10 protein-coding genes are annotated in these 13,418 nt (G+C 39.9%); 1 reads left to right on the forward strand and 9 read right to left on the reverse strand.

What is annotated here, in order from left to right; genetic code table 11:
* Positions 1 to 271 precede the first annotated feature (271 nt).
* The 6 genes from hemQ to VEI_RS08160 all read right to left on the reverse strand — a co-directional run bounded on the left by hemQ (position 272) and on the right by VEI_RS08160 (position 9,083).
* Positions 272 to 1,003, reverse strand: a complete 732-nt coding sequence (gene hemQ, locus VEI_RS08135) for a hydrogen peroxide-dependent heme synthase (RefSeq protein WP_059364135.1) — start codon at positions 1,001 to 1,003, stop codon at positions 272 to 274.
* A 378-nt stretch (positions 1,004 to 1,381) separates the two neighbouring features.
* A complete protein-coding gene (gene hemG / locus VEI_RS08140; RefSeq protein ID WP_059364137.1) occupies positions 1,382 to 2,905 on the reverse strand; it encodes a protoporphyrinogen oxidase in 1,524 nt (507 codons plus the stop codon).
* Entirely contained in the window at positions 2,902 to 3,831 is a 930-nt protein-coding gene (hemH, locus tag VEI_RS08145) for a ferrochelatase (RefSeq protein WP_223209359.1), read from the reverse strand. The genes hemG and hemH overlap by 4 nt, the downstream gene beginning before the upstream one ends.
* Positions 3,785 to 4,831: a uroporphyrinogen decarboxylase gene (gene hemE, locus VEI_RS08150; RefSeq protein WP_059364142.1), complete on the reverse strand. Its 1,047-nt coding sequence runs from the start codon at positions 4,829 to 4,831 to the stop codon at positions 3,785 to 3,787. Before hemE ends, hemH begins: the two co-directional genes overlap by 47 nt.
* Before the next feature lie 123 nt (positions 4,832 to 4,954).
* Positions 4,955 to 7,828, reverse strand: coding sequence for an ATP-binding protein (locus VEI_RS08155; RefSeq protein WP_059364145.1), 2,874 nt, complete (start codon positions 7,826 to 7,828; stop codon positions 4,955 to 4,957).
* Positions 7,818 to 9,083, reverse strand: coding sequence for a metallophosphoesterase family protein (locus VEI_RS08160; protein WP_059364146.1), 1,266 nt, complete (start codon positions 9,081 to 9,083; stop codon positions 7,818 to 7,820). The genes VEI_RS08155 and VEI_RS08160 overlap by 11 nt, the downstream gene beginning before the upstream one ends.
* Positions 9,084 to 9,275: 192 nt before the next feature.
* On the opposite strand from VEI_RS08160, the gene bioB reads away from it, so the two are divergent.
* Positions 9,276 to 10,301, forward strand: coding sequence for a biotin synthase BioB (bioB, locus tag VEI_RS08165; protein WP_059364147.1), 1,026 nt, complete (start codon positions 9,276 to 9,278; stop codon positions 10,299 to 10,301).
* Positions 10,302 to 10,453: 152 nt separating this feature from the next.
* Here bioB and VEI_RS08170 read toward each other — a convergent pair whose 3' ends face one another.
* The 3 genes from VEI_RS08170 to VEI_RS08180 form a co-directional block, all read right to left on the reverse strand.
* Complete coding sequence (locus tag VEI_RS08170) at positions 10,454 to 10,816, reverse strand: hypothetical protein (protein WP_059364148.1); 363 nt, start codon at positions 10,814 to 10,816, stop codon at positions 10,454 to 10,456.
* Positions 10,817 to 11,298: 482 nt separating this feature from the next.
* Positions 11,299 to 12,174 (reverse strand): RluA family pseudouridine synthase, encoded by an 876-nt coding sequence (locus VEI_RS08175; RefSeq protein ID WP_059364150.1) that lies wholly within the window; start codon positions 12,172 to 12,174, stop codon positions 11,299 to 11,301.
* 1 nt (position 12,175) lies between these two features.
* On the reverse strand, positions 12,176 to 13,369 hold the full coding sequence (locus VEI_RS08180; protein WP_059364151.1) for a GNAT family N-acetyltransferase: 1,194 nt from the start codon (positions 13,367 to 13,369) through the stop codon (positions 12,176 to 12,178).
* Positions 13,370 to 13,418 lie beyond the last annotated feature (49 nt).

A 13,418-nucleotide genomic window follows, 5' to 3' on the forward strand; every position in this document is an offset into this window, starting at 1 on the left:
ATTACAAACTATCTCTAGAAAATTCTTTCTATAGCTATATTAGACTGCATATATCTCATCTAAAATTTATATTCTATAGAATTTAATGTCTATACACAGTATACCAAAGTCCACTGTAAATTGATAATATAAAAACCGCAACCTAAGTTGCAGTAAAATCATAGCCGTATGCGTATTTTGTATACATAATGCAAAAATGACGACCTATTTAACTATGATAAATAGATCGTCATTTCCTATTAAAAATATGTTAGGGATGCACTAGTTTAATCTATTGAAAGATTTCTTCAAAACGAGCATCATCTATAATCGTCCCTACATAGAAATCGCTAAAGATACCATATCTAGCACTGGCCTCTTCAAAACGCATATCGTAAACGATTTTTTTGAATTGGATGTCATCATCGCTAAGGATTGTAACGCCCCATTCCCAATCATCTAAACCAACGCCACCTGTAGTGAACTCAGATAAGATCTCAAGATATGGTCTACCAGTGATGCCATGTTCACGCATCATACGGCCACGTTCTTCTTGAGGCAACATAAACCAGTTATCATTGCCTTCACGTTTTTTCGTCATATTGTAAAAGCAAATATATTTATCCTTTGGTACACATGGATATAATTTAGCATCCACCTCTGGTACATCAAGCTTTGCTTTTACATAAGCACTTACCTCTGTTACAGATGTATAAGAATATGTTTGTACAAGTACAGACGCAATAGTAAGCCGACGGAATTTGCGTTCCCATTTAGCTAACTCATCAAGAGATGGTGCCAAGATCCACAACAACAAATCCCCTTTATAACCATTTACATCATAAAAAGCATAACTGCCTTCCTTAGCTTGATGCATGGACTCCAATTCATCCAAAAAAGCCTTTAACTCAGCACGAGCCTTCTCTTTTTCAGCCGCTTCAAAACAATTCCAGGCACTAAAATCCATAGAAAATACCATATGTTGACTATGCCAACCCTCAACAGTAGGAATTGCCTTACCCATACAATCACTCCTTTTCACACAAAATATATAAAAATAACATTTACAAATCAAAACACTTTAACAAATCAAGGCCCTAGGCCGAAGACCGTTTTCCTCTAACCTAGGCTAAAGGATCTTGTACTAGCTGGAGACTAAAATCCGCTACAGTAGGCAATGGATAAGCCTTCTGAAGCGACTTTAGTAAGTCGAGGCCCTAGGCCGAAGACCGTTCCCCTCTACACTAGCCTAAAGGAACCTTGTGCTACGGTTGTTTAAAGAAATCTACAGTAGGTGAGGTATGGGTGTCAATAGGCGACTTTAGTAGGTCGAGGCCCTAGGCCGAAGACCGTTAAGCTAGCTGGAGCCTATTGGCGCCCATACCGAACCGGCTACGTAGAATTATCTAGACAACCGTTGCACAAGTTCCTTAGCCTGCTTTACCCCATCCGGTATTCCAATTCCATCAAATGGTGTCCCAATGAGATACAAATTAGGGTAATGCTCTTTTACATGGTCTCTAACAGCTGTGATAGCAGCACGATGCCCTACATTATATTGCGGCATGCAATGAATAAGGCGATTAATCTTAATCCATTCTGGATTAGCCTCGAAATTCATAATACGTTGAATTTCATTGAGAGCCACTTCCGAAAGTTCGTCATCACTACATCGTTCTACTACATCATTACCAGGTTTACCAATAAAAACACGAAGAACAATTTTATCATCTGGTGTTGTTTGTGGCCATTTTTGATTTAGTATAGTGCAAGCTGTTAATGGAGTATCTGTTTTACGAGTAATCAACAAACCAGAACCTTTGAGCTCACCATCAAATGTAGATTTATCAAAGGCCATAATAGCAATGGCGCAACTCGATTGCTCCATGTTCCGAACTCCATCAAAGCCAGCATCATCAGTAAACCACACTTTATATGTTGCTGGTGGCGTTGATAAAACGAGCATATCCGTTGTTACTTGTTGTCCATTTACATCAAATCGATACACAGAATCTTTATAAGATATATTAGACACGGGGGCCTCTGTTGTTAAAGTAACATTCGACGGCATTTGCTCTACAATAGCATTAATAACACTTTCAAGACCGCCCATCAATTGACGGAACATACCAGACTGTGATGCAGTACCCTTAGCAGCTTTCATAGCCCCGCTAGTCTGTGTAGATATAGACTGAGCAGCTTGCTTATTTGCAAACTGAGCATCTGTCATCGTATCTTTACCAGCACGCGGCACATCACCTACATTAGCAGCCCCTTGTGCTCCTTTAGAAACCCCCGCCTTTTGATGGCTCATCTTTGCATTAATCATGCCTTTAACCATATTCCCATATTTCTGTTCTACTTGAATAAAATGTGGGAATGTCGATAACAGACTAATCTTATAGATATCACCACCATAGATGCCTGCCAATAAAGGTTCAATTAATTTATCCATCATTTCTTGCCCTAAATGATAACGGAAAAAGTGTCCAATAGATACATCCCCATTTTCATCTAAAGAATATGGACTTTTAAAATAATCGAGCCCTGCTCGAAGTTTACCAACCCAAGAGATTAATGTAGCTTTCACAAAGGGCATCATCTCTGTAGGAATCCCCATGATAGAGCCCCCTGGAATAGGATGCATTGAGCCACGATCATATACATAGGCCTGCCCAGTTTCATTAGATACAAGAGTCTCAGCCAAGCCAAGGTCAGTAACAAGATCTGTCATTTCTGTTTTACGACTCAAATAAGAGTCCGGCCCTAACTCTACAACAAAATCATCCACCCGTTGCGTTTGAATTTTACCACCAAAGCGCGAAGCCTGTTCATAAAGTTGTATCTGCCAATCTGGCTTAGCATGTCCTAAATAATAGGCGACGGTAAGGCCTGTAAGGCCACCGCCAACAATCGTTACCTTCACTTGTTAATCCTTTCTTTAATAGCCTCGGCCATCCCCGCCATAAATAGAGCATTACCATTTGGCATCGGCACACGTTCATATACTGCACCGGTCGCCTCAACGATTCTACGACATAGGATATCATTATCATATAATATTTCCACATGATCGCTAACAAACCCAAAGGGAACACATATAATCCGTTTTGCTCCCTCTAAAAGAGCCTGTTCAATCACAGTTTCGATGGTAGGTCCTAACCACTCCCCATAAGGAGGAGCACTTTGCCACGCAGTACACCAGTGATTTAAATTTACTCGTTCCGCGATTTTCTCTGCAGCCGATGTAATGTGGAATACATAATCACCAACTGTTGTAACAGGCACACTGTGTGCCGAAAAAATACATATTGTATCAGCCTGCGTTGGATTAAGATTAGCTAATCGAGAAGACCAATATTCTATAAATTGAGGTCTATCCCACCAAGACTGAATATTATCCAAAGATATATGGCTGTACTCTTGTAATATGGCTTGTAGTTTACGTTCATAAGCGCCTGTCCCCACCACAGAATAAAAAGGGGATGTAACTATACTCAAAATAGATGTATAACCTGCATCAACTATCGCCTTTATAGCTTGTTCCATGCTATGAGGCTTATGAAGATATGCCAAATATATATCTTCTACCCCCAAAAGAGTTTCAAGGGATTTCTTCTGTTGCTCTCCCATTGTTTGTAAGTTTACATTATCCCATTGTCCAATGGCATCATACCGAGCGGCTAATACCTCTAATTCCCCCTCACTCGGAGCTTTCCCATGACGAATGCTCGTCATATATGGTACTAAATCCGATTTTTCACAAGGAGTTCCAAAGGACAATAGTAATATAGCCTGTTTCATATCAACGGCTTTCACGAGCCCATAATTCACGGCTCTTTTCATGGACATAGTCAGTTAACCAGTGTAATTTTGCAGGATCCGCCTCGGGAAATACGCCATGCCCTAAGTTAAATACATGTTTACCATGACGAACACCATCTAGCAAAATTTCATCTACCGCTTTAGCAATCGTTTTCGTATCAGCATACAAATAGGCTGGGTCAAGATTACCCTGTACAGTTTGTGTAACACCTCTATCCTTAGCTTCCCCAATAGAACTGCGCCAGTCTAGAGCAATAATATCAAGGGGTAATTTAGCCCATATAGGCACGAGATGATCTGTGCCTACGCCATTCATGGCGAGTGGCAAATTAGGGAATCGGGTTTTTATTGTTGAAATAATGCGTTTCATGTGAGGGAAAATAGCTTGTTCATATTCAGCGCTATTTACGGCGCCCACCCAGGAATCAAAAATCTGTAATGCATTAGCGCCTGCATTAGCTTGCATCGACAAATAGTCAATGGACATATCCGCTAATTTTTCCATCAAACCATTCCAAATATCCGGCTCGCTAATTAACATGCCACGTGTCTTGTTATAGCTTTTTGTTGGGCCTCCTTCGATAAGGTAGGATGCAATGGTGAAAGGGGCACCGCAAAACCCGATAAGAGGTACATCAAGGACCTCTTTCGTCAATAGTTCAATGGTTTTTGCAATGTAGTCCACCTTCGTTGGATCAAATCGATGCAACCGTTCGATATCTTCTATGCGACGAATCGGCGTATCAAAAACAGGTCCTACGCCTGGTTTAATATCAACATTTACACCAATAGCCACCATAGGACTCATAATATCCTTATAAAGAATCGCCGCATCAACGCCATATTCTTTTACTGGTAACTCCGTAACTTGTGCACATAGTTCTGGTTGTTTCGTAATTTCGAACAATGTGTACTTTTCTTTAATCTTACGGTAGGCAGCTTGACTGCGCCCAGCTTGGCGCATATACCACACTGGTGTTACACCAGGATTATTTCCCTGAATCATATCTAAATAAGCAGTATTCAAACCTCCACCCCTTTCTATAAAACATGTACATACATCGATTTAAGATATTTCTCTATTAAAGTGTACTCTAAAAGTAATGAATATGCAAAGCCACTTATTGTCTATATCTTTCGCAATAGGAATTTATGCACGTTGCAATATATGAGTATCTATACCAAATATAGCTTGTCCCATATAATACACTTGTTGTTGGCAAGTAAATAACCAAATTTGTTGCTGTTGTCCAAGCTCAGCCAATAATTCAAGTGCACTCTTTTGACGATCTTCATCAAAACGAACGAGAATATCATCCAAAATAATAGGCAATGCATCCACTTGGTAGGAAAACACTTTTGCTAGTGCTAAGCGCAAGGCTAAATACACTTGGTCTGCCAAGCCACTGGACCAGTGGCTAATCGGCAAGCGGTCTCCACGCTCATTCAATAGGGCTAAACCATCTTGTAATCCCCACATATCTAATGTATAAGTGCCGTTTGTTAATCGGTTAATATATTGGGAGGCCAACTCTAACATTTTCGGTTGCGATTCTTCCTCATAGGACTGTTGTGCCCGTTCCATACAGTGTCCAATGACAACTTGTGTGGCCCAATCTTCTAGAGCCGATTCCAATTCAGATTCTAGTTCTTTCCGTTGCTGTATAGCTTCACGCTGTTCTTGATCTGACCCAAGAGCACGCATAGCCTCCACAATTTGGCCTCGTTTTTCATACAAATTCGCCATTGCATCTTTACGAGCACCTAACTCTTGATCTGCATGTACCAATTCATCATTCCAATTATCCTTATTACCCTCACGCAAGCGGCGATAGAACAAATCCTTATTTTCTCCTTCCGGAGTTAACAACTCAAGCTGAACTTGGCTTTGTTTGTAAATCGTTGCCCATTGCTTATATTGGTCTTCATCGATGAGTTTCTGGCGATATTCATTAGCACCGGACAAACCACTCTTTTCAAGCAAAGCTTTTTGCTCTAACAAAAGTTCTTTTTCCTTTCGGTGCCAATTATCATACTCCATTCGATAGCTTTTACGCTGTGATTCTTTTTGCTCCCATCGAATCATTTGTTGCTGAAAGTTTTTGTATTGATTGTAAATGCGTTTTAGCTCTGTTGGTGATACAGGTGCTTCAATGCCAAGGTTATACCATAAAGTAACCGCTTGATCTTCAATAACACGTAATGATTCCTTGTGTTCCTCTAATCGCTTTTCGTAACCTTCAATGGTACGTAATTGCTCATAATATTGATCATACTCATGCTTCATGCTAAAGAAATCATCTTCATTAAGACTCTTTGCGGCCCCCTCTGGAATCCAGGCCTGCCACTCTGCTAACGCCTTATCATAGTTGGCCTGTAATTGCTTACCTTCCTCATTATAGCGTTGCTCTATAGCAGCTGTTTCCAAATTTGGCACATTTGATGATTCCTTTGGCAAAGGTATATCTAATTGCATCTCTAAATAAGCTTTACGTTGTTGCAAACGGTCCAATTCTCGCATCCATCGCGATAAATCTGCATTATCTATATGACGAAGACGCCATCCATACCAGAATAATCCTAGCCCCAGTATTAATAAGACAATACCACCTACACTATATAATGCAGATTCTAACGCGATAAGTCCTGCCAAAGACAACAACACACCCACTACGGCCCCAATGCCACCTATACGCTGTAACCAAACAGGTAAGGCTACCTTACGTGTAGAGCCTTTCTCCCCGATTTGAGCCTCTAAATCAGCTATATCTGCAATTACCGCTTCTAATTCTTGATGCGCCCAATTATTAACGACTCCTGTTTTGTCACTCTCTACAGAAGAATCCTTAACCACCGCCTCAGACTCACTAGACTTTGCTTCTACTTGTAAAGCTGGATCTTGACCTTGCCAATAGAGTAGTTGGTCTTTTGCGGTACGTAAGCGTTTAGATAAGCGTTCTCCTTCAAACCAATTTACATCTGTCGGAACGGATTCATCCTTGCGCCAAGCTGATTGTAAGCCTCTAGAAAAGTCGAGCTGTTCCTTAACCTTAGCAATATAGGCATCGCCTTCTTCACATTCTCGACGCAATTGTTCCCATTGAGCACCTTGCTGAATCAAGTCCTCTATATCTTGACCATACATAGTAAACGGACTATTAGGATCAAAGTTTTCCGGTTTTAAAGCCTCTTCCTTATCTAGCCACATTTGCATGCTCTGACGAGCTTCACGAAGACCTTCATCAATACCTAAGAACGCATCTCGATTCAAAGTTTCAGGTGGCGTAAACCTTTGCATATGCTGACGTGCCTCTTCACTACGTCGGTATGTATCCCAAGCACGCAGCACCATTTCAACACCTTCACGGTAATCCTGCCATTCCTTAATCTGATTTTGAATCTCTGCCTCCGTATCCTCCGAAGCACGCAATGCTTGTTGAAGCTCTACATATTGTTCTTCATGCACACTAAGAGCAGATAGACGAGCCTTATTCTCTTGTAATTGCTCTATCAATACATTGATACGACGCTTACCTGATGCAGATGCAACAAGTAAATCATTAGCACTCATTTCAATGGTTTTAACAACATTACCTAGTTGCTCGCCTCCTTCAGCCCCAAAGAAACGTGCCCGCACATCTACTTCATTGAGTACATCTACACCTTGTAAATCATCTAAGGTTAAACCAAATATGCGATTATATGTTTTTTTATCAAGACCATGCCACCATAGTTGATTAGGTTCGTCCTTTAAGTTCGGCCCACCAGGGGAATAAAAATCTAAATTTTTATTCTGACGACCTAAATGATATGAAATTCCATCTTTATCTAATTCAAGAGAACCATTCACATAGCCATACTTCTTATGCTTTCCACCAAATAAAAGAGCTCGCATCCCCTCCAACAATGATGTTTTACCACTTTCATTGGCACCATATACAAGCTGCACCCCATTAGGGCCTGATTGAAACATCCAGTTTTCATACGGTCCAAATGAGTCGAGTCGAATCTGTTTAATGTTCATCATTAGCCCCCATTAATACCGTAACCCCTTCCATTTCACTGCGTTCCATGACGCGCTTCAATACATCGTCAGATAACAAATCTAAATAGCCGCCAAGACGTTTAGATTCTGGACGATTTACTAAAATTTGACGCACTGCATCAACATCCGTCACCGTATCATCATAGGCACGTAGATAATCACCTACCATATCAGATAATAGGCGTCGCTCTGCCAGATTAACAGCAGGGCGAGTCTTATTGGTCATGCGATATGGCATGATAAAGGTAGATTTACTCTTTTCTTCAGCTTGTGTTTCTCGAAGCCATAATTTTCGAACCGCTTCATCTGCACATAAACGATACATTGGTCCCGTACCAATTAGATTCACAGATACGAGAGTATTCTTGTTATGCCGCTTACGTAAGGATTGTTTCTTATTGCTCAATAATTCCAACAACTCAGATTCAGTTCGTATACCAGCAATATCCAGCTTAATTTCTTCAAAACGAATTTCACTAGTTTCAATAAATTCTAATTCACAATGTCCATTATGCGCTACGCGTACCATATAACATCCCTTAGGTCCAGACTCCTTACGATGCAGGCCCTGTGGATTGCCTGCATAGACTACCATAGGGTCTTCTGAAAGCACCTGCGCTTTGTGGATATGACCTAATGCCCAATAGTCCATGGCACCTTGCATGATATCCGATAAATTACATGGCCCTGTTATGTTATGGTCTTCACTGCCTAAACTAGCACCAACGGTACCATGCATAACTGCGAGGGAAAACTCATCTCGTTCAAAGGCTTTGTATTGAGATGCAAAATTAGTCTGTTCGTTACCATGACCACAACTAATGCCGTATACGCCCCCCACTTCAATATTGTTAACCATAAGAGGAAAGCGTTGTACTTGAGTGTCTGAGAATACATGAACATTATCAGGCATAGCCAAGCCAGCGCGCCAGCTTTCAGCAGGATCATGATTACCTTGCACCATATATACGGGAATATGGGCCTCCCACAATTGATACATAGCACGTACAAAACGCACCTGCGCCTCTAAATTATGGTCTTCACTATTATATATATCACCACTTATCACAACAGCATTAACCCGTTCCCTAACGGCTAATTCAATGATATTGTTGAAAGCGTCATATGTTGCTTCAGCTACGGCACGGTCCACAGAACGACTCATGCCCCTAGCGTATTGAAAAGGAGCCCCTAAATGAAGGTCCCCACAATGTATAAAACGAAAAGGCTGCATATTGTCTCCTTTCGTAACAGATAAAATACTAACATCTAATTATACTATATAATTATAATTCTATATAATATGTATAAGAACAGGATTGTAAACTGAGTTATTTATGTAGTTGACAATATGCGGTGAAGAATAATACAATTACATTGTAAATAAATTTGCGTTTTATAAGTTTACAATACTAAGGAGGCTATAATGGCACTTCCAACAGAGCAACAAACCCATGTGGGTTCCTATCATAAAATCTTATCCATTACCGATCGAATTCTAAATGGTGGAGAAATCACAAAAGAAGAAGCAGTTGAACTGATTCACACACCCGACGAAGACACCATGATTCTCTTAGCAATGGCAGATAAAATAAAACAACATTTTAACGATAATTCCGTCGATATTTGCGCTATTGTAAATGCTCGTTCTGGTAAATGCCCTGAGAACTGTAAGTTCTGTGCTCAATCGGCACATCACAATACAGGTGTTCAAGAATATCCATTCATGGATGATGATTCATTATTAGAAGCGGCCAAAAAGGCAAAAGAGGCGGGCGCTATTCGATTCTCTATCGTTACAAGTGGTCGCAATACATCTAATCCAAATGAGTTTAACCAAATCTTACGCGTATTAAAACAAATTCGCGAAGAAGTAGGCTTAGAAATTTGTTGTTCCTTAGGTTTGTTAACCTATGAACAAGCGCTTCAATTAAAAGAAGTAGGCGTCACAAGGTACCATTCCAATATTGAAACGGCACCAAGTCATTTTCCTGACATCTGCACTACTCACTCCTATGAGGACAAGATGTTTACTATCGACAATGCTAAAAAAGCAGGCATCCGTGTTTGCTCTGGTGGCATTTTAGGTCTCAATGAAACATTGGAGCAACGCGTAGAAATGGCCTTTGAATTAAAGAGACTCAACATTGATTCCATACCATTAAATATATTAAATCCGATTAAGGGTACTCCATTTGAAGATAACAAGGCCTTAAAACCTATGGAAATCTTACGTACCTTTGCAGTATTCCGCTTTATTTTACCAAAAGCATTGATTCGCACCGCTGGTGGTCGTGAAGTAAATCTTCGTGATTTACAATCCTACGCACTCAAAGGTGGTCTTAATGGTATTATGGTAGGCGGTTACTTAACAACAGGTGGTAGATCCCCTCAAGACGATTTACAAATGATTGATGATTTGGAATTAACTCGTACAGCCGTTCAACTATAAGCCAACGGTTATACAAATACGCAGTGGATTTTCTCCAAATTCCACTACTTACGAAAACTGTAGCACCTCGTGTGTTTACGACATGTTTACACATAAAAAATCCCTAGCTAGTTGCTGTCTAGCTAGGGATTTTTCTTATTCAACATATACCTTTAATTCCATAGCAAGTTATAAATTGCTTGCCCATTTGTATTACCTTCAATTGGTTCAGGATCTTTATCATAATCAACATTATCATATTGTGTACCATTTGGCATATACGCATCAACCTCTAGAATTTCCATGGTCCGATTATATCGACTAATATACACCTTATAACGAAGTTCATCGCCACCTGGTTCATTAACCTTCAACCAAAGAACTGCATCATAATCACTTTTTTGAACACTGTCATTATCTATAAATAACTGATTCCCTTTGTCATCAGGGCTTACATAATACCAATCTGTTGCTTGAGCTGTATGTGAAAACGTCATGAGACAAAAACAGACCATCAACGCTATAAGCAACTTCATAATGGCCCCCTTTCTCTCAACCCATATAATTAAAGTTCTATAATAAACATCGATTTTTTTAAATATTTTTAAAAAAAATAAAGAGAAGATACTTTTCTCCTCTATTATCATATCAAGAAGTACGCTATTTATCAATATTTAATAAACGAAATTTACAATTCATCTAAATTTCATAAAATATTTTATAGATATTCATTTTTACTTCATTTTCCATGCTTATAATTACGCTATCAAATGATAACCATAAGTAAATATTCCCTGATTACTTACATGTATTTATCTCCCGACAAGTAATACTAACCCCAAACCTACTACTTGTTTAAATACATAGGTCATTTGATGTTAATACTAACACTCCCCTTACATGAAAAAGGACTCCATTCGGAGTCCTTTTTTCGTTGCAAAATTAAAAGCTGCCCTAATTATATGCCCCTCCTTTACTGGACAACTAGTAAAGGAGGAACATATCATAGGGCAGCTTTTTATGTATGTATTTCTAATCCTAGATCAGATGGAACTGGTGCCACAACTGTAATCGCCTCTGTTTGACCATACGGTACAAAGGTTAAGGAATATGCATGTAGTGCTTGTCTTGTGTATGGTTTATTTCGTGTACCATACATAGCATCACCGATGATAGGATGATGGATATGAGCCATATGAACCCGAATTTGATGTGTACGACCTGTTAATAATTTAAATTCTAACAAAGACTTTGTATCATCATGCTCAATTACGCGATATTCTGTAATTGCTTCTTGGCCAAAATCATCAATACAACGACGATTATCAAATACAGGATCAACACCTATAGGCGCATTAACTACACCATCAGAATTAATATCTCCTTCTACGAGACCACGATAGATTCGATGGATACACCCTTCTTGCAGCTGATTCGTATAATATTGTTCGGCTTCACGAGTTTTACCAAACATAATCACACCCGTAGTATCACGATCCAAGCGATGAACAGGACGAATTTTATGAACTTCGCCACGTTTTGCGTAATAACCTGCCACAAGATTACTCAATGTATGGTTTCTCGTTTGCCCTGTAGGATGAACGAGCATAAACGGAGGCTTATAGACTACAAGAGTATGGGAATCCTCATAGAGCACATGTAAAGGCCCGTTTTCGACCTCTACACCATAGTCCTTATCTTGTGGCAACTCAATCGTTATAACATCACCTTTTTTCAACATTCGTTTTGAATGAGCAATACGGCTATTTACTTTGACGCGTTTCTTGCGAAATATCATCTGTAAATTACGGGAAGATAAGGAAAATCGCTCTTTTACATAAGCAGATACGGTTATATCTACATCCTCTTTAACTGTATATGTTTTCCAGCTCATATTACCACCACTCGTTGATATACGTATTTTGTTTAGGATATACCATATCTAAATAATCAATCCAATGAGATTCGCCGTCTAATTTGCCCTCAAAAACAAGGTCTTTAGCGGAAACAGCGCCCATTAAAAGAACTGCCAAACCGCCCACATCAATAATAAGATCGATATCTTCTTTAGCTACATCGGAAACGCGTTTGACCTTAGGCATAACGCTTTCACCCAAGGTGAGTTCAAATACACCATCATTCCAGGTACAAAGCGAATCTGTAATTTTAATTGTTAAGGTGATTGGCATCATAACCGCTTCTGGATTAACCGGTACAGTAGTCAGAGCGGTTTCTACATCAACGATGCGCGCCATCATATAAGGCATCGTGATATGCCCCGTTTTTCCATCGGGAACGAATCGATAGCCAGTGTCGTGCAACCCCTCATTCCAGCGAATGCTTTCACCTTGAGAGCGATGATTGTAAAAATAGTTCAACAATCCACGTTGAGCACGACGCGTTGTATAAACAAATTCAGTTACAGGTATTTCAGGTGAACCTAAACGATATACTGCATAGCCTTCAATCTCGTTAGTATCATTTTTTACAACCGCAATGTTAACACCTTCTGCAAAGAAGCTACCCAAGAGACGTTTCCATTCCTTTTCGCCGCGTTCAGCATAGCCACACAAATTTTTAGTGTAGGCTTTATAAACAGGATCGAGCAATGTCCATTGTTCAATATCATTTAGCAGACCAAAGGACAATGCCTTATCAGTCAAAGGACGTAGATTCTCAAGAGGCATGGTCTGTACCCATTGATGAGCATATAGATCCCAGCCATATTGCTGATAAAATCCAGCCTTAGAAGGCATTAAAATGGTAATGCCTTGACCACGGCGGCGCAATTCCTCCAAAGAATAGGTTAACAAAGCGCCCCCAATGCCGCCTCGACGTGCAGCCGGATGCGTAGCTACGCCAACCATATAGCTCGTTGGCAATACGGCACCACGCACATTAATATTGTATTGACGCAAATGAACGGTGGACAACAACTGCCCTTCTTGAATACCTACAACTGTATTTTCAGGTTCATAACAATTAGAAAAATAATATTGAAAGAACGGATCTTCTTTTGGTTCAAAGCAATACGCCCATAAAGCCTCAACTTGTGGCGTATCTTGCGCTGTAGCAATTCTAAAATCCATACTACTTCCTTTCTATGATTACAGTAGTAACTGCAACTATTGTATTGAA

Source organism: Veillonella tobetsuensis, from assembly GCF_001078375.1.
Taxonomy (GTDB): Bacteria; Bacillota; Negativicutes; order Veillonellales; family Veillonellaceae; genus Veillonella; species Veillonella tobetsuensis.

What these genes read in the sequence shown, in the direction of transcription:
- hemQ (WP_059364135.1), bottom strand. Translation starts at nt 1,003, where the DNA reads ATGGGTAAGGCAATTCCTACTGTTGAGGGTTGGCATAGTCAACATATG.
- VEI_RS08170 (WP_059364148.1), bottom strand. Translation starts at nt 10,816, where the DNA reads ATGAAGTTGCTTATAGCGTTGATGGTCTGTTTTTGTCTCATGACGTTT.
- VEI_RS08155 (WP_059364145.1), bottom strand. Translation starts at nt 7,828, where the DNA reads ATGAACATTAAACAGATTCGACTCGACTCATTTGGACCGTATGAAAAC.
- VEI_RS08175 (WP_059364150.1), bottom strand. Translation starts at nt 12,174, where the DNA reads ATGAGCTGGAAAACATATACAGTTAAAGAGGATGTAGATATAACCGTA.
- VEI_RS08180 (WP_059364151.1), bottom strand. Translation starts at nt 13,369, where the DNA reads ATGGATTTTAGAATTGCTACAGCGCAAGATACGCCACAAGTTGAGGCT.
- bioB (WP_059364147.1), top strand. Translation starts at nt 9,276, where the DNA reads ATGGCACTTCCAACAGAGCAACAAACCCATGTGGGTTCCTATCATAAA.
- VEI_RS08160 (WP_059364146.1), bottom strand. Translation starts at nt 9,083, where the DNA reads ATGCAGCCTTTTCGTTTTATACATTGTGGGGACCTTCATTTAGGGGCT.
- hemH (WP_223209359.1), bottom strand. Translation starts at nt 3,831, where the DNA reads ATGTCCATGAAAAGAGCCGTGAATTATGGGCTCGTGAAAGCCGTTGAT.